The sequence below is a fragment of the Rhodoferax sp. GW822-FHT02A01 genome, assembly GCF_038784515.1.
In the GTDB taxonomy this organism is placed as follows: Bacteria; Pseudomonadota; Gammaproteobacteria; order Burkholderiales; family Burkholderiaceae_C; genus Allorhodoferax.
In genome coordinates this window covers 3,172,929-3,189,227 of record NZ_CP152376.1, presented here as the reverse complement: position 1 = coordinate 3,189,227, position 16,299 = coordinate 3,172,929, and the positions used below count along the sequence as shown (strand labels likewise).

Sequence of the window (16,299 nt, the reverse complement as noted above, 5' to 3'; positions counted from 1 at the left end):
GGTCACTCTGAAACCGTTCAAAGGGAAGTCCTAAGGGTGATATTTCACGTATTGGTGTGGGTTTGGCCAAGTCTGTAATCCAGGTTCACGCCGTAGATGCCGGTGGCAAACTCGTAATCAATCGGCAGTTGAGTCGAGACAGGTTTCTAGCGTGGTACGCGCAACTTCCCGGAGGCAGCGTGTTGGCGATGGAAGCATCCGGTGGAGCCCGTCATTGGGCTCGCAAGTAATCGTTCTGGGGTTGAATGCGAAGGTGATCGCAGCCCACTTGGTGACGCCTTACCGTCTTCAAGGGAATGGTGTGTGAGAGATTCTAGACCGACACTTGATTTCCAACACTCCTTCTGCCCGCGCAGTACTTAGTGTGTCGCGTCGACAGGTTGAATCCACCACCAGTAGCGGACCTACGAAATATGTCTCATGAATAGTTGATGGCGGGAAGGTCTTCAAGCGTGCGATCGTCATGGATATTCAGCTTGAACACTGCCACCGACTGAACCAGATTGCCAGCCTGTGACCGCAAGCTGCTTGCGGCCGCCGCCATTTGCTCGACCATGGCAGCGTTCTCCTGGGTCATGCGGTCCATCTGGTTGATGGCCTCACACACATGAGCAACGCCTGCGGCCTGTTCACTGCTTGCACTGCTGATCTCTCGAACAATGTCGCTCACTCGGCGAATAGAGTTGACGATCTCGGTCATTGTTGCGCCGGCCTCATCGATCAAAGTTGTTCCCAGATTTACCCGTTCCACACTGGTACTGATCAGCCGCTTGATCTCCTTGGCCGCTTCTGCGCTTCGCCCTGCGAGGGACCGGACTTCGCTGGCCACCACAGCAAAGCCTCTACCCTGCTCACCAGCACGCGCCGCCTCCACCGCGGCGTTAAGAGCCAGGATATTCGTTTGAAAAGCAATCCCATCGATAACACCAATGATGTCAGCGATGCTCTTGGATGAGTCGTTGATCTCTTTCATGGTCCCCACTACACGTCCCACCACAGTACCGCCACGTGTCGCAATGGTTGACGCGCTCACCGCGAGTTGGTTGGCCGTGGTGGCAAGGTCAGCATTGTGGTGCACCTGTGTGCTCAATGCCTCCATGGAAGTTGTGGTCTCCTGCAGAGCGCTGGCCTGGTTTTCTGTGCGTGCAGAGAGATCTTGGTTGCCTTGGGCAATCTCTGCGCTGGCTGTGGCCACACTTTCCGAATTCTTGAGCACGTTGGTGACGACTTCCACGATGTTGACCTGCATCCGGTTCAAGGCATGCAGCACTTGACCCACCTCGTCCTGTGACTGGACGTCTATCTTCATCGTCATGTCGCCAGTGGCGAACTGGTCCGCCGCAACCTGGGCCTGATTCAGCGGCCGCATGATGGACCGTATCAGCCAACTGGATAAAACAAGTGCCAATACCAGACCCAGCGTCGCCGCAACGATGGTTGCATTGCGTGCCGTGGCGTAGGCATGTTCGCTGGCAAGGCTTTCAGCAACGGCGCCTTCATGATTGAACTCGATAAGCTTTCCGAGCTTGGCGTTGAGGTTCTCAAAACTATCCTTGGAGTCGAATTCCAACAGAGCCTTGGCACTCGACTTTTGATCCGTGCTGGAAGTGTCCAGGATCTGAGTGTGGAGCTTTTGATAGGACTGCCATTCAATCGCAAGGTCATCGAAGAGCTTTCGCTCTTCGTCGCTCACTATCAGATCGACGTAAGCCTTACGATCCTTTTCGAAATTCGCAACGATGCCCTCCATCGACTGTGCGATGGCGGACATGGTCTTCTCGTTCAGGTTCAACACGTGCTGAAACTCGGTATTCCGAAGGTTGGCAACTCCGGCAGCCATTTGGTTGATTCGCTCCACGCTGGGCAACCACTTGGTCGTGATCTGCCTGGAGGAGGCGCGCATCAGACCCATCTGCCACACTGCCAGTGCCGAAACGCACAGCAGTATGGCGACGACCAGTCCAAAACTGAACTTGAGTCGGTTGGCAAATTTCATTTCCTTGACCATATCGGTATGTCCCCTTCTTTCCGTCAACGGGATGTGCAAGCCGCAGGTTCAGCGGCTATTGCGGCTGCAAGAGCGTTTGCGGGGCCTTTGCATTCAACAGGGTTCTGGTGCGCGCAATCACGTTCTCTGTTGTCATGCCGAAATGGGTCGCCAAGTCATTGGTCGCACCGGATTCGCCAAACGTGTCGATTCCCAGTACATCTCCTTCGAGTCCGACAACGGCACGCCACAGGCGGGTTGCACCAGCCTCAATGGCCAGGCGGGGTACGCCGGCCGGCAACACCTCTTCCTGCCAGTCCTTGGGTTGATTCAGGAAGGAGTTCATGGAGGGCATGGAGACCACACGAACGCGGGTGCCTTCTTGCGTCAGCTGGTTTGCTGCGGATACGGCCAACTGCACCTCGCTACCGGTTGCGATCAGGATGACTTCCGGGGATTGGCCCTGGGGTTCCGCCACGAGTGTGTAGCCCCCACGGCTCACGGCTTTGACGGTGTCTTCATCGCGTGTATGCATGGGCAGGTTCTGGCGTGACAGTGCAAGGCATGTGGGCGTGCTGGTCTGTTTCACAGCCGTTTGCCAGGCCACGGCCGTTTCCAGCGCGTCACAGGGGCGCCAGCAATCCATGTTGGGAATCAGACGCAAGGTGGCCAGTTGTTCCACGGGTTGGTGCGTTGGCCCATCCTCGCCCAAACCAATCGAGTCATGGGTGAACACGAAAATGGGGGCAATGCGCATCAGCGCACTCATACGCAATGCATTGCGGGCGTACTCGGAGAACATCAGGAAGGTGCCACCAAACGGTCGGTAGCCACCGTGCAGGAAGATCCCATTCATGATGGCCGCCATACCAAACTCCCGCACCCCGTAGTGAACGTAGTTGCCACCGGTGTCGGCTTGAACGCTGCGGCATGCCGGCCAATTGGTCAGATTGGATGGTGTCAGGTCGGCAGAGCCTCCCAGAAATTCCGGCAGATGTGCTGCCAGCTCGGTGATGGCTTCCTGTGAGGCCTTGCGCGTTGCAACCGCACCTTCACGCTGGGACCACTTGGACAGCATCTGGGCACAGACCGCATCAAAACCTTCAGGAAGCCGCCTTTGGTTGCGGCGCATGAACTCGGCAGCCTTTTCGGGATATGCCGACTGCAGGCTTCCAAATAGCGCAGTCCATTGCTCCTGCTGGGCGTGGCCACGCTCCTTGGCACTCCATTGGGTGTAGACATCCTCAGGAACCACGAACGGCTCATGCGGCCAATTCAGAACCTGGCGCACCGCGGTAATTTCGTCTTTGCCCAATGGAGCACCATGCACCTCGTGGCTACCCGCCTTGTTGGGAGAACCCTTGCCAATAACGGTACGGCAGCAAATCAGCGTGGGCTTGGAGCCAGAGGTCTTGGCTAGTTCAATGGCTGCATGGATAGCGTTGGCATCATGCCCATCCACACTGCGAATCACGTTCCATCCATAGGCTTCAAAGCGTTTGGGTGTGTCATCGCTGAACCAACCTTCAACATGTCCGTCGATCGAAATGCCGTTGTCATCCCAAAAAAGAATCAGCTTGTTGAGGCCCCAGGTACCAGCCAGTGAGCAGGCTTCGTGGCTGATACCTTCCATCAGGCATCCGTCGCCACAGAATGCATAGGTGTAGTGGTCTACCACCGCATGCCCAGGCGTATTGAACTCCTTGGACAGCAGCTTTTCCGACAATGCCATACCTACGGCGTTCGCCACACCTTGGCCGAGCGGGCCGGTGGTTGTCTCCACACCAGGAGTCAAAAAGACTTCCGGGTGACCTGGCGTTTTGCTTCCCATCTTGCGGAAATTCTTCAACTCCGCAATAGGCAGGTCATATCCCGACAAATGCAGCAGCGCATACAGCAGGGCCGAGCCATGGCCGTTGCTCAGCACAAAGCGGTCTCGGTTGGGCCAGGCAGGGTCTGCAGGGTTGTGACGCAGATGCTGGTTCCACAGCACATCTGCGATATCGGCCATGCCCATAGGCATGCCGGGGTGGCCGGAATTGGCAGCCTGGACAGCATCGACCGCCAACATACGAAGCGCGTTCGCGCGAAGTGTCGTCATAGAGATTCCTTAGAGGGAGCGGCTGCCCGCCATGGGCTGCCCGAGGGCCTAGTCAGGCAAAGTCAGGACTGGATGCGGTCCAGGATCATGCGTTCCAGCGCAATCGCATCGGCTTCGAATTGCCGAATGCCTTCGGCCAGCTTTTCCGTTGCCATGGCATCGCGATTGAGATCCAGGCGGAATTGCTGTTCACTGATCTGGTGGTAAGGCGGTACAGCGGCATCCGTGACCGCAGTACCCAGGGCGCGGCTTACCGGCCCTTCAGATGCCTGTAACTCGGCCAGCAGCTTGGGGCTGATCGTGAGCAAGTCACAACCGGCCAAGGCGCATATCTGCCCCACGTTTCGGAAGCTCGCTCCCATGATTTCGGTGGCGATCCCATTGGCCTTGTAACAGGCAAAGATCTGACTCACCGAACGCACGCCAGGGTCGTTGGCTCCTGCATGGGCAAGCTCATCCCACCCCGTTCCGGCTGACTTCTTGTACCAGTCGTAGATCCGTCCTACGAACGGCGAAATAAGCTGTACCTTGGCATTGGCGCAGGCAATCGCCTGTGGCAGAGAAAACAGCAGCGTCAGGTTGGTATGGATGCCTTCGTTCTCCAGCGCCTTGGCCGCCTGAATACCTTCCCAGGTGGATGCCAACTTGATGAGCACCCGAGAGGTATTCACCCCTTGCGCCTGGTAGAGCGCCAGTATCTCCTTGGCCTTGCGGATGGAGCCTTCCGTATCAAAGCTCAGGCGGGCGTCAACTTCGCTCGACACCCGGCCTGGGATGCGCTGCAGGATTTCCTTGCCAAAAGCCACGACCACGCGGTCCGCGATGCGCTCCACGGATGCGCCCCGCGCTGCGTCCACCACCTGTTCAAAGAGCGGCTTGTACTTGGCGTCACGAATGGCCTGCAACACCAGAGACGGGTTGGTGGTGGCGTCTTGCGGCGCAAACTGCGTGAGAAGCTCAAAGTCGCCAGTGTCCGCAACAACCGTCGTGTATTGCCTCAGTGCTTCGAGCTGGTTCATGACATGAACATCCCACCATCGACATTGATGGTCTGGCCGGTGATGTAGGCAGCGTCGTCGGAGGACAGGAAGGTCACCACGCCGGCCACGTCTTCGCCGGAGCCGGGGCGTCCCATGGGAATGCCTTCAATCCATTCGGCCATCAGCTCGCCCGGCTTGTAGTTGCCAAGCAGCTTGCCCCAGGCCTCGTCGTTGTAGGCCCACATATCGGTTTCGATGATGCCGGGGCAGAACGCGTTGACCGTGATGCCTGTCTTGGCCAATTCCTTGGCCAGGCTTTGGGTGATGCCCACCACACCAAACTTGCTGGCAGCGTAGTGGGGGGTGTAGACAAAGCCCTGGCGTGCTTGACCCGACGCGGTGTTGATCAGGCGCCCCTTCTTGCCAGCCGCCCGCATACGCACAGCAGCCTCCTGGCAGCAAAGAAACACCCCTTTGGTGTTGACCGCCATCACCTTGTCCCACTCGGATTCGCTCAGGTCTTCGAGTTTTGCAATGGTGATCACGCCGGCATTCTGGATGGAGATGTCCACCTCACCCAGTTCGACCGCCACACGCGCATAGAGAGCCTTCACTTGCTCCTTGTTGGTCACATCCAACTCTGCGCCTATGACCTTGGCGCCTTCGACGGTCAGTGTGCCCAGCTGCTTTGCTGTGTCATGGACCAAGGCTTCATTGGCGGCCACACAGACACTGGCCCCCTCGCGCACAAAGCGTTGTGCAATGGCCTTGCCTATGCCTCTGCTGCCACCCGTGACGACAACGACCTTGCCGGCAAATCTTCTGCTCATGATGGGTTCCTTCGGAAATCAAATCACCAGCAGACAAATCCACCGTCCACAATCAAGTCCACGCCTGTGCAAAACGACGCAGCCCGGCTGGAGAGGAACACCGCAGGGCCCACCATCTCATCCACCGTGGCCATGCGACCGAGCGGTGTGTCGCGCTCAAAAATCTTGACCTGCTCAGCCACCTCCGGGCGAAGGTTCATGGGCGTGGCGGTGTAGCCGGGGCTGATGGAATTCACGCGGATGCCGCGTTCAGACCATTCCATGGCCAGGCTCTTGCTCATGTGGATCACCGCGGCCTTGGAGCTGTTGTAGTGGGCTTGTAGGAGCCCGCGATTCACGATGGAGCCCGACATGGAAGCAATGTTCACGATGGAGCCTTTCTTTCGGGGCAGCATGACGCGTGCCTGGGCCTGGCAGCTGAGAAACACGCCATCCACATTGATGGCATGCACGCGGCGCCACTGGTCGTAGCCCATGTCTTCGGCAGGCGCTGCATTGGCAATGCCAGCGCAGTTCAACGCAATGCTCAGTGCGCCCAGCTCGGCTTCGATGCGGTCAACGCTCGCCTTCAGGTCTGCAGCTTGGGTGACATCGCCGGTGCTGATGATCGCCTTGCGCCCCAACTTCTGAATGCTTTCAACGGTCGCTTCCAAGCCCTTTTGCTGTCCCGGCAAGTCAAAACACGCCACATCTGCGCCGGCCTCTGCCAGGCCAATCGCCAGACGCTGACCGATGCCGCTTCCGGCGCCGGTCACCATGGCCACTTCATCTTTTAGATCAAACAAATTCACTTGGACACTCCTTGCATCGCTGCGCTAATGGCACTAAGGCCTGCTCTATGGGCTCTCGATAAGCCGTTTTGCCGTATCGAGATCAGTAATCAATGTGGAAATCCATTTGCCACGCAGGGAGCCCCTGATGGCTTCGAACTTCCTTGGACCGCCTGCAACGCCAATGCGGCGGCGGGCCTTCAACACCTGATCGGCTTCTATGCCGATGATTCGGTCATTCAGACCTGTGCGAACCAGCTTGCCGTTTGCGTCAAAGAAACGCAGACAGACGTCGCCAACCGCGCCTGCGGCCTTGAGTTCTTCAATATCGCGGTCTGAAAAAATGTTGCCGCTATCACGCAGCATGCGCGATGGTGCGGTGGAACCAATCCCCATCAAAATGCCCGACAGGTTGTCAAACATGGTCAGCACATGGGTACAGGCGGCGTCGGCTTCTATGGCCCGCTTGGCCTCGGGTGAGGCAGCGATGCCAGGCGCCATCATGAAAGTGGGCTCGGCATGAGAAAGGTGCGCCAGCCGTTCGGTAAGCTGGGTCGCAAAGCGCTGCACACTGGGTTGCCCAACACCACCAAACGCCTGGACCACATGGCGCGTGACGCCAGAGGCCGTGGGCCGCATCACGTTCACTGCCGCCAACAGTGTGGAGCTCCAGGACGACACTGCGATGGACTCCATAGTCGGTACCATCAGCTCCAGGTAGGACGCAACCGAAGACGCCAATGCCTGGGAAATGGCGTCGTCAACATCCAGTTGTGCATCAGGAACCTCCACCACCAGGCACTCGTCAATGCCAAAGAGGCTTTCGACGCGAGACTCCACCTCCGCATGGACGCCAGGCGGAACGTGCACCGTGATTTTCACAATCCCAAGCTGCTCGGATTGCTTCAAAAGTCGTGAGACTTTGGCCTGGGACAAGCCCAGCTGTTCCGCAATTTGAGCTTGTCCCATTGATCGCTCAAAGTACATGCTGGCAATGCGTGTGGCTAAACGAAGGATTTCAGGTGTGGCGGCGCGGTGGTTTTTCATGCGGCAGATTCTCGCACCAGACCCTAAAAATGCACCGTTCAGTGGACCGCAAGGTCCATCACGTTCTGGCTGGTAGCTGCACCACGCTTCAGCTCACCCCGAACTTCGCCCCGTGCCAATACGATCACGCGGTGGGACAAGCCCAAAACCTCGTCCAGGTCAGAACTCACCACAATCACCGCCATGCCCTCGCGAGCCAGCTCGGCAATCACCTCGTAGATTTGAGCACGAGCACCCACGTCTACACCACGAGTTGGCTCATCCAAGATGATGACGTTGGGGTTGCGAGCTATCCATTTGGCGATCACGACCTTTTGTTGATTTCCCCCTGACAGGGAACCCGCAGATTGCTCGGGAACGCCCTTGACAGTGAGCTTCCTAATCAATTCTTGAGCAAAGGAGTCGCGCTTTTTGGGCCAGATCCATCCGCCCGCCCCCACCAGGTCGGCATTGCTGTATGCAATGTTCTCGGCGATCGAATGCGACAGGACTACTCCCAAGGCCTTTCTATCATCCGGCACCATGACTAGCCCCTTGCGAATGACGTCTATAGGAGATTTGGGACGAACATTTTTACCGTCGATGACAATCTCGCCCGAGGCAATCGGGTCCACGCCGGCAATGGCGCGCATAGCTTCCGTGCGCCCGGCACCCGAGATGCCGGCAAAGCCGAGGACTTCACCACGTCGGACATCAAAACTCAAATTCTTGAAGCGACCGTCCACTGCGGTCAGCTTGCGCACCGACAGCGCGACTGGGGCATCTGCGGGTGGTGTCGGAATTTCCGGGAAAAGCCGGTCCACGTTGCGGCCCACCATATCGCGCACCAGCAGATTGCGTTCCAGTTGCGCACTGGCATGGCTGGCAACCAGACGGCCATCGCGCAGCACTTCGATCCGGTCACAAATACGTGCAATTTCAGCCAGGCGGTGGCTTACGTATATGAACGAGACACCTTCTGCCTTCAGGCGTTTGACCTGCTCGAACAGACGGTCCGTTTCCTCTTCTCCCAATGCCGCAGTGGGCTCATCGAGGATGAGCATGGTGGCATTGAGCGTCAGGGCTTTGGCAATTTCCACTTGCTGCTGGGCGGCAACGCTCAGGCTGCTCACTTTGGTCCTGGCCGATACATTCAGCCCCAGCCTATGCAACTGCTCTTGCGCCCGCTCCACCATGGTGTCCATGTCGATGCGACCGTTCTTCATCAGCAGGCGTCCGACGAACACGTTTTCGGCAATCGTCAGATGGGGCAGCAAACGCATTTCCTGGTGGATCAGGCCAATGCCAGCCTGAAGTGCGTCTCCCGGCGTGCGGGGGTTGTAAGGGCGACCTTTCCACCACATTTGACCGCCCGCATCGGAGTGGGTCAGTCCGGCAATGATGGACGACAGTGTGGATTTGCCAGCACCGTTTTCACCCAACAGGGCCACACATTCGCCGGGTCGGATCTCGACGTTCACACCGCGCAAGACGGTGATGGAGCCGTAGGTCTTGCCCATGTTGCGGGCAACAAGACCGTTGTGTGGTGGTACAAATTCCGTGGATGACATGATCGGTGCTGACAGTGCAAATGGTTGGAAAGAGAAGGGGGATAACCGCCTTCCCTTTCCAGACTGGGCTTAAGGGTGCTGCTTGATGAACTGGTCCACGTTTTCCTTGGTGGTCACGCGGGCATCGGTCGGCTGATCCTTGGGCACAGCCTTGCCGGCCAATACGTCTGTCACAGCATCCACAGCCATCTTGCCCATGGTCCAGGTCTGTTGTGTAGCGGTGGCATCCAGGGTGCCGTTGTTCTTCATGGCCAGCAGGGCACCCGGGTCTCCGTCAAAGCCAACCACCCACACCTTGTGGTTGGGCTTGGCCAGCTTGACTGCCTGGGACGCACCCATGGCAATGCCGTCGGCCTGGCCGATGATGATGTTGATGGACGGGTCGCGCTGCAGCATGTCCTGGGCAATGCGGTTGCCTTCGTCAGCAGCCCAGCGTTCGGTCCACTGGTGTTGTGAAATCTTGATGCCGCAGGAAGCCAGACCAGCAGTAAAGCCTTCGGTACGTTCCTTCTCGGGGGTGGTGCCACGTTGGCCATGGATCATGACAGCAGTGCCCTCCCCGCCTGTCTTCTCACAAATCCACTTGCCCAGTTCAGTCGTAGCAGCCACTGAGCGGCCATAGATGAAGGTGTCGCCAGGATCAGAGTCCACATTGCGGTCCACGTTAATCACGGGGATACCGGCCTTTCGGGCAGCACGAACAGGCACAGCCGCGGCGGTTGCACCAGCCGGAATGTAGACGAGTGCGTCAATCTTTTGGGCGATCAAATCTTGGATCTGATTGACCTGTGTCGCAGCATCCCCTTTTGCGTCGACCACCACAACCTTATAGCCTTTTTCCTTGCCGTAATTTTCAACACCCTGCTTGATGATGTTGAAGAAATCAGCTTGCAGGTTGGGCACTGCTACGCCGATGGTCTTGCCGGCGCCTTGGGCGTATGCCGTTCCGGCCAGCACTGTTGTTGCCACAGCAGCCAACACGAGTTTTTTGAATTTGATCATGACGTCTCCTAATTGAACTTAAAAATGGTTTTATCGGGACTTACGCTTGTTGGTATCGAACATCACAGCGATGACGATGACGACACCGATCACGATTTGCTGAACGAACGGCGAAGTCCCGATAAGGTTTAAGCCGTTGCGCAACACACCGATCGTCAGCACGCCCATGAGCGTGCCGAAGATGCTTCCTACGCCGCCAGACAAACTGGCGCCGCCAATCACTACCGCTGCAATGGTGTCGAGCTCATAGCCCTGACCACCTGCTGGCTGCGAAGAGTCCAGGCGTGTGGACATCACCACGCCGGCCAAGCCGGAGAGAAGGCCGCATACCGTGTAGACACCTAAGGTGACGCGTTTCACCGAGATACCTGCCAGGCGGGCCACTTCGCTGCTGCCGCCAATGGCATAGAGCGCACGCCCCGTGGCGCGGTACTTCATGAAAATGCCTGCTACCAGGGTAAGACCCAGGAACAACGCCACAGAGACGGAGAGGAAGCCCATGTAGCGTTCAATGGACAGGTCGGAGAACCAGCCGGGGTAGCCCACGATCTGGCTGCCGTCAGTGATGATGTTGGCCAGCCCGCGTGCAATGGACATCACGGCCAACGTGGCAATGAAGGGCGGCAAGTTGACCTTGACCACCAGGAAGCCGGAGAACGCGCCGCACAGTGCACCGGCGACGAGCCCAACCAGGATGGCGATGGGCATGGGCCATCCGACCACATTGGCCAGCCAACCCATGACCATCATGGACAGCGCAAGAACCGATCCGACCGAGAGGTCAATGCCGCCAATCACGATCACTGCGGTCATGCCCAACGCCATGATTCCCAGTACGGTCAGCTGGTCCACCACGTTGAGCAAATTGCGTGTGGTCAGGAACACATCCGAGAGGATGGAAAAGACCACACACAGGACGATGAGGCTGATGAGTGGAATGTGCTCCGACAAGCGCTCTTTCCAAGCGATGCTGCTCGGCTTGGTTTGTGCTTTGGTTTCGACGGCATTCATTTGCTTGCTACCTTGTTCATGTATTTCGTGCTGTGTCTCTTGTGCGTTGTGTTCAGGCACTGCGTTGTGTGCGCGACCTGGTAACTGCCAGTGCCCAGTTGCTGCGAAGTCGCGAGATTTCTTCTTCGGAACGTTCCGGCACTTCGGTCGTGACCTGTGATCTCGCCAGGCTTTGCAAGGCCGCTTCATCCCATACGCCTTCACGCAGCCCAGCCAGATGAGCGACGCCCAGGGCCGAGAGCTCCGGATCCGTGCAGTGCACCACGGGCCGCTTGATGTATGCCGCAACCGATGCGCGTAACGTGGCATTGCGGGAGGGTCCTCCGTCCAGCAGCAGTTTCTTTACGCTGTCACCGCCACCATCCACGGCTGCGACGACGTCGGCCACCTGGTGGGCAATGGAGTCCAGTGCCGCAGCCAGGACCTGCTGTCGGTTGGTATCCAGGGTGAGGCCACTCATGAGGCCCACAGCCCGTGCGTCCCAGTAGGGAGCCCCCAGGCCGGAGAAGGCAGGGACGATGCACAGTTCACCAGCCGGAGCCAATACGGCTTCAGCCGCTGCAACCTCAGCGTCGATGCCAAACAGGTCTGCAGCCCACCGCAGGGTTGCCCCGGCAGACCGGATATTTCCCTCATGTGCCAGTCGTGGACCGGTGCCTGCATCCCATCCGACGGTCAGGCACATGCCTTCCAGCCGTTGCGCGCCCTTGCGAGCCAGGCCCATGACGGAAGATCCGGTTCCCATGGTGGCCTTTACTGAGCCCACTTCACGCACGCCGTGGGCGTACAGCGCGGCATGGGAGTCCGCCATCACCGATGAGACCGGAACACCCGCCAGGGACGGATGCAGGCCTGCAGCGTCTGCATGTTTTCTGATGGAGGGAACTATCTCGGGCAGCATCTGCACCGGGATGTTGAAGAGACGCAGCAGGTCATCATCCCACGCGGCATTGGCCACATTGAGCAATTGGGTGCGCGATGCGTTGCCCACTTCGATGGTGCTCTCGCCACCCAGGCGGGCCACGAGCCAGGCGTCCACAGTGCCTGCAACCAGATCTGCGTTGCGGCTGGCAGTGCGGTCGGGGTCAACGCGGTCCAGCAACCAGCGAATCTTCAGGGCCGAGAACATGGGGTCCAAGGGCAGGCCGGATTTGTCCAGCACCATGTCGGTGACATGGTCGGCGGCCAACGCTTCGAGCAAACCCACAGTGCGCCGGTCTTGCCAGCTCAGGAGCGGAGTCACTGGGCTGGCATCTTTTCGATTCCAGATCAGGGCGGACTCCCGCTGGGTGGACAGTCCCACGGCTGCCACACGTGCTTGCGGCTTTTGTTCAATGCACAGACGAACCGCTTCAAGCACACTCAACCAGATGGCTTGCGCATCCTGCTCCACCCAGCCCGGCTGGGGGTAGCTTTCACCCAGTGCAGCGCTGGCTTTGGCGACGATGCGACCCGTGGTGTCGACCAGCACGCATTTCGTGGCGCTGGTTCCCTGGTCAATGGCAAGTATGTGGCTCATGTTGATATCCGACTTAGGCGTTTTCAATCAACTCTAGTGCAGCCTTGGCAATGCCAGGTCCAGTGAGACCAAAGTACTCGAACAGGAAGTTTGTGGAACCGGTCGGTGCAAGCCCGGTCACGCCCAGAATACGCATGCGCGTGGGGTGCGTTTGCACAACCACTTCCGAAATGGCTGAGCCCAAACCGCCGTACACAATGGCTTCTTCCACGGTGACGATGCCTTTGGTCTCCTTGGCAGCAGCAACGACGGTCTGCACGTCCACCGGTTTGATGGAGGCAGCATTGATAACGCGTGCTTCGATACCGCCTTCGGACAGAAAGCTGGCAGCATCCAGGGCGCGTGCAACCATGGTGCCCGCGGCGATGATGGTCACGTCCTTGCCTTCGCGCAGGGTCACGAACTTGCCGGGTTCAAAGCTCACGCCTTCGCGGGATACGGCTGGTACCTTGGTGCGGCCGATGCGCATGAAGCAGGGGCGGCCGGATTTCAGGGCCCAGCGCATGGTGGCACGAGTTTCATCGGGGTCGGCCGGAACGGCAACGGTCAAGTCGCCGATGGCACGTGTCCACGCCAGATCTTCGATGGAGTGGTGGGTTGGTCCCAGTTCGGCGTATGCCATTCCGGGGCTCATGCCGCAGAGGACTACGGGGAAGTTGGAATACACCACGTCTGCCTTGATCTGCTCCAGCGCGCGACCTGTCAGGAAGGGCGATGCGGCACACACAAAAGGACGCATACCTGCGTTGGCCAGGCCTGCGGCCACGCCAACCATGTTCTGTTCGGCGATGCCGACATTGACCAGGCGATTGGGGAACGCCTTCTTGAAGGCTCCCAGATTGCTCGACCCGACGGAATCGTTGCAGACCGCCACAATGCGCGAATCCTCGCGCGCCATCTTTTCCAGCTCGTCCGCGAACGCCTGGCGGCAATCGAAACCTACGCTGCTATCAACCTTGCTCACGCTGCCACCTCTTTCATTGCTGCTTCGTACTGGGCGGCGCTTGGGACCTTGTGGTGCCACTCCACCCCGTTCTCCATAAACGACACGCCCTTGCCCTTGACCGTGTTGGCGATCACTGCGCGGGGGCGTTCACCGGGGGCCATGGAAAGCACATGCAGAAGTTCTTCATACGAGTGCCCGTTGATGACGTGGGTTTCCCAGCCGAAGGCGGTCCACTTGTCCGCCAGGGGCTCAAGCTCGTTGGTCTCGGCCGTGGTGGCACCTTGCTGCAGGCGATTGCGGTCCACGATCAGCGTGAGGTTTCCAAGCTTCTGCTGGGCAGCGTACATGGCCGCCTCCCAATTACTGCCTTCCTGCAGTTCGCCGTCGCCGACCACTACATAGGTCCGGAAATTCAAACCCTGCAGCTTGGCAGCCGTTGCACAACCCACGCCCACCGGCAAGCCATGCCCCAGAGGACCGGTATTGGTTTCGACGCCAGGGATTTTGTTGCGGTTGGGGTGGCCGTTCAGCGGAGACAGGTCCTTGGCGAAATGCACCAAGCGGTCAGCGCTGAAGTAGCCACTGTGGGCCAGAACGGAATACAGGGCTGCCGCGCAGTGGCCTTTACTCAGGATGAAGCGGTCACGGGTGGGCAGGCTGATGTTGGCCGGGTCTACGGCCAAAACACCTTCATAGAGGGTGACCAGAATGTCCGTCACCGAGAAGTCGCCACCGATGTGACCCAGGCCTGCGGTGTTGATCGTGGTGAGGACTTGGCTGCGAATGAAGCGGCTGGTTGCCGCCAACCGTTCGATCTTTTTACTTTCATCGGCCTGCACAAAGTCCTGACGACGTGCACGCCACTGCGATACCGCAGCGCCATCGACCACCAGAGGAGCCGAGACCTCGACACCGGTTGCCTTTTGAGTATGTTGCATATTTATTCACAATTGACTTGTTATGCATTAGTATATTCACTGTTGAATCGTTATGCACTAGGGTTTTCCCCAGATCAAGGGTTTGTCGGTAGGAATTGAGGGATACCTGATCAGGGTCATCGAAAGCGCGGCATCGACACACTGGTCGAGACAGTTGGTCAAAAAGCCTTCGAACTAGCTCTGCCAGCTTTCCTCAGCTGCGCCAAGTGCCTTGCAAGAGGCACGTGCGGTCCTCAACAGTGGCAGCTGCCATCCACGCACCTCGGTCAAACCCATTGAACGACACATGAATCCGTAGGTACTGAAAAGGGACGCGGTTGCCACAGAGCGCACCTTTGGTCGAAGTGCCTTTGTTTTTTCCGTCACAACAAAAACGCCCAGTAGTGCTGGGCGTTTCAAAGGGATTGGTACGAGCTAAGCTCAGGGCTTGGCGTGGCCGACAAACTCCACGGCATTGAGCTCGAAGCCACCCATGCTGGGAAAGCGCCGCTCGTTGCCCAGCACCTTGATGTGCTTGAGACCAAGACTACGTAGGATTTGTGCGCCTACGCCATAGGAGCGTAGATCGCTATCGATCTTTCCAGTCTTCGGGGCCGGTTTCTCAGCCTCACCCATTGCATTGCGAACCAGATTGTCTTGGTTCTCCACGACGTTGAGTAACAGGATGACCCCTTTGCCCTCAGCTTGAATGGCTTTCTGTGCAGCCGGCAGCGGCCAGGAATGAGCGCCATCAACGTCTTCCAGAAAATCCAAAACCGACAGCGGTTCGTGCACGCGAACCATGACAGCCTCATCCGAGGACCAAGTCCCGGCCACCATGGCAAGGTGAACACCACCAAAGCGATCCTGGTAGGTCTGCAGCTCGAATTTTCCAAAGCTGTTGGTGATGGAGCGCTTGCCCTTGAGCGAGACCAACTGCTCACTTTCGGTGCGGTACTTGATCAAGTCCGCAATGCTGCCAAGTTTGAGCCCATGCTGTTGGGCGAATATCATCAGGTCAGGAACTCGGGCCATGGTTCCATCGTCGTTCATGACTTCGCAAATGACCGAGGCAGGCATGAGGCCCGCCATTTCAGCCAGGTCGCAACCTGCCTCCGTGTGGCCAGCGCGCATAAGCACCCCCCCATTAGCCGCCCGCAGAGGGAAAACGTGACCAGGGCTCACCAGATTGGTCGATTTGGCATCCTTGGCCACCGCCACCCGGACAGTAGTGGAGCGGTCTGCTGCGGATATCCCTGTATCTATCCCATCGGCAGCCTCAATCGACACGGTGAATGCAGTGCCATGCTTGGTGCCGTTATTGCTCACCATGGGAGTCAATCCCAGTTGGTCGCAACGCTCAGGAGTCAGGGTCAGGCAAATGAGTCCGCGGCAATAGCGGGCCATGAAGTTGATCGCCTCGGGCGTTACGTGCTCAGCCGCCAGGATCACATCCCCCTCGTTCTCGCGTCCTTCGTCGTCGACGAGGATCACCATTTTTCCTGCCTTGATGTCAGCCACCAACTCGGGGACCGTCGCAAAACCATTTCCACTCATACCTTGCACTCCAATTCAATCAAACTCGAAATATCTGTCAGCGGCGGCCGTATCGAACGGCCGCAAGGATTCACACAGAACT

Annotated in this window: 13 protein-coding genes; all 13 read right to left on the bottom strand. The window is 58.2% G+C overall.

Going from position 1 to position 16,299, the window contains the following annotated elements; translation table 11 throughout:
• Positions 1 to 418 precede the first annotated feature (418 nt).
• On the bottom strand, positions 419 to 2,008 hold the full coding sequence (locus AAGF34_RS14900; RefSeq protein ID WP_342616508.1) for a methyl-accepting chemotaxis protein: 1,590 nt from the start codon (positions 2,006 to 2,008) through the stop codon (positions 419 to 421).
• 55 nt (positions 2,009 to 2,063) lie between these two features.
• Complete coding sequence (gene tkt / locus AAGF34_RS14895) at positions 2,064 to 4,088, bottom strand: transketolase (protein WP_342616507.1); 2,025 nt, start codon at positions 4,086 to 4,088, stop codon at positions 2,064 to 2,066.
• 62 nt (positions 4,089 to 4,150) lie between these two features.
• Positions 4,151 to 5,107: a transaldolase gene (tal, locus tag AAGF34_RS14890; protein WP_342616506.1), complete on the bottom strand. Its 957-nt coding sequence runs from the start codon at positions 5,105 to 5,107 to the stop codon at positions 4,151 to 4,153.
• Positions 5,104 to 5,898: an SDR family oxidoreductase gene (locus AAGF34_RS14885; protein ID WP_342616505.1), complete on the bottom strand. Its 795-nt coding sequence runs from the start codon at positions 5,896 to 5,898 to the stop codon at positions 5,104 to 5,106. The genes tal and AAGF34_RS14885 overlap by 4 nt, the downstream gene beginning before the upstream one ends.
• Before the next feature lie 23 nt (positions 5,899 to 5,921).
• Positions 5,922 to 6,689: an SDR family oxidoreductase gene (locus AAGF34_RS14880; RefSeq protein WP_342616504.1), complete on the bottom strand. Its 768-nt coding sequence runs from the start codon at positions 6,687 to 6,689 to the stop codon at positions 5,922 to 5,924.
• A 45-nt stretch (positions 6,690 to 6,734) separates the two neighbouring features.
• Positions 6,735 to 7,637: a sugar-binding domain-containing protein gene (locus AAGF34_RS14875; RefSeq protein WP_342616503.1), complete on the bottom strand. Its 903-nt coding sequence runs from the start codon at positions 7,635 to 7,637 to the stop codon at positions 6,735 to 6,737.
• Between the two features lie 116 nt (positions 7,638 to 7,753).
• Positions 7,754 to 9,265 carry a sugar ABC transporter ATP-binding protein gene (locus tag AAGF34_RS14870; protein ID WP_342616502.1) on the bottom strand — a complete coding sequence of 504 codons (1,512 nt, stop codon included), beginning with the start codon at positions 9,263 to 9,265 and terminating at the stop codon, positions 7,754 to 7,756.
• Positions 9,266 to 9,334: 69 nt separating this feature from the next.
• A complete protein-coding gene (locus AAGF34_RS14865) occupies positions 9,335 to 10,267 on the bottom strand; it encodes a substrate-binding domain-containing protein (protein ID WP_342616501.1) in 933 nt (310 codons plus the stop codon).
• Between the two features lie 30 nt (positions 10,268 to 10,297).
• Entirely contained in the window at positions 10,298 to 11,278 is a 981-nt protein-coding gene (locus AAGF34_RS14860; RefSeq protein ID WP_342616500.1) for an ABC transporter permease, read from the bottom strand.
• 52 nt (positions 11,279 to 11,330) lie between these two features.
• A complete protein-coding gene (locus AAGF34_RS14855) occupies positions 11,331 to 12,797 on the bottom strand; it encodes an FGGY family carbohydrate kinase (protein WP_342616499.1) in 1,467 nt (488 codons plus the stop codon).
• Positions 12,798 to 12,810: 13 nt separating this feature from the next.
• Positions 12,811 to 13,761, bottom strand: coding sequence for a transketolase C-terminal domain-containing protein (locus tag AAGF34_RS14850; RefSeq protein ID WP_342616498.1), 951 nt, complete (start codon positions 13,759 to 13,761; stop codon positions 12,811 to 12,813).
• On the bottom strand, positions 13,758 to 14,681 hold the full coding sequence (locus AAGF34_RS14845; protein ID WP_342616497.1) for a transketolase: 924 nt from the start codon (positions 14,679 to 14,681) through the stop codon (positions 13,758 to 13,760). Before AAGF34_RS14845 ends, AAGF34_RS14850 begins: the two co-directional genes overlap by 4 nt.
• Before the next feature lie 420 nt (positions 14,682 to 15,101).
• Positions 15,102 to 16,217, bottom strand: a complete 1,116-nt coding sequence (gene ribBA / locus AAGF34_RS14840; RefSeq protein ID WP_342616496.1) for a bifunctional 3,4-dihydroxy-2-butanone-4-phosphate synthase/GTP cyclohydrolase II — start codon at positions 16,215 to 16,217, stop codon at positions 15,102 to 15,104.
• Positions 16,218 to 16,299: the final 82 nt, after the last annotated feature.

Bases quoted from the DNA above. Each gene is read 5' to 3' on its own strand.
- AAGF34_RS14900 (WP_342616508.1), bottom strand. From the start codon at position 2,008: ATGGTCAAGGAAATGAAATTTGCCAACCGACTCAAGTTCAGTTTTGGA.
- tkt (WP_342616507.1), bottom strand. From the start codon at position 4,088: ATGACGACACTTCGCGCGAACGCGCTTCGTATGTTGGCGGTCGATGCT.
- tal (WP_342616506.1), bottom strand. From the start codon at position 5,107: ATGAACCAGCTCGAAGCACTGAGGCAATACACGACGGTTGTTGCGGAC.
- AAGF34_RS14885 (WP_342616505.1), bottom strand. From the start codon at position 5,898: ATGAGCAGAAGATTTGCCGGCAAGGTCGTTGTCGTCACGGGTGGCAGC.
- AAGF34_RS14875 (WP_342616503.1), bottom strand. From the start codon at position 7,637: ATGGGACAAGCTCAAATTGCGGAACAGCTGGGCTTGTCCCAGGCCAAA.
- AAGF34_RS14870 (WP_342616502.1), bottom strand. From the start codon at position 9,265: ATGTCATCCACGGAATTTGTACCACCACACAACGGTCTTGTTGCCCGC.
- AAGF34_RS14865 (WP_342616501.1), bottom strand. From the start codon at position 10,267: ATGATCAAATTCAAAAAACTCGTGTTGGCTGCTGTGGCAACAACAGTG.
- AAGF34_RS14860 (WP_342616500.1), bottom strand. From the start codon at position 11,278: ATGAATGCCGTCGAAACCAAAGCACAAACCAAGCCGAGCAGCATCGCT.
- AAGF34_RS14855 (WP_342616499.1), bottom strand. From the start codon at position 12,797: ATGAGCCACATACTTGCCATTGACCAGGGAACCAGCGCCACGAAATGC.
- AAGF34_RS14845 (WP_342616497.1), bottom strand. From the start codon at position 14,681: ATGCAACATACTCAAAAGGCAACCGGTGTCGAGGTCTCGGCTCCTCTG.
- ribBA (WP_342616496.1), bottom strand. From the start codon at position 16,217: ATGAGTGGAAATGGTTTTGCGACGGTCCCCGAGTTGGTGGCTGACATC.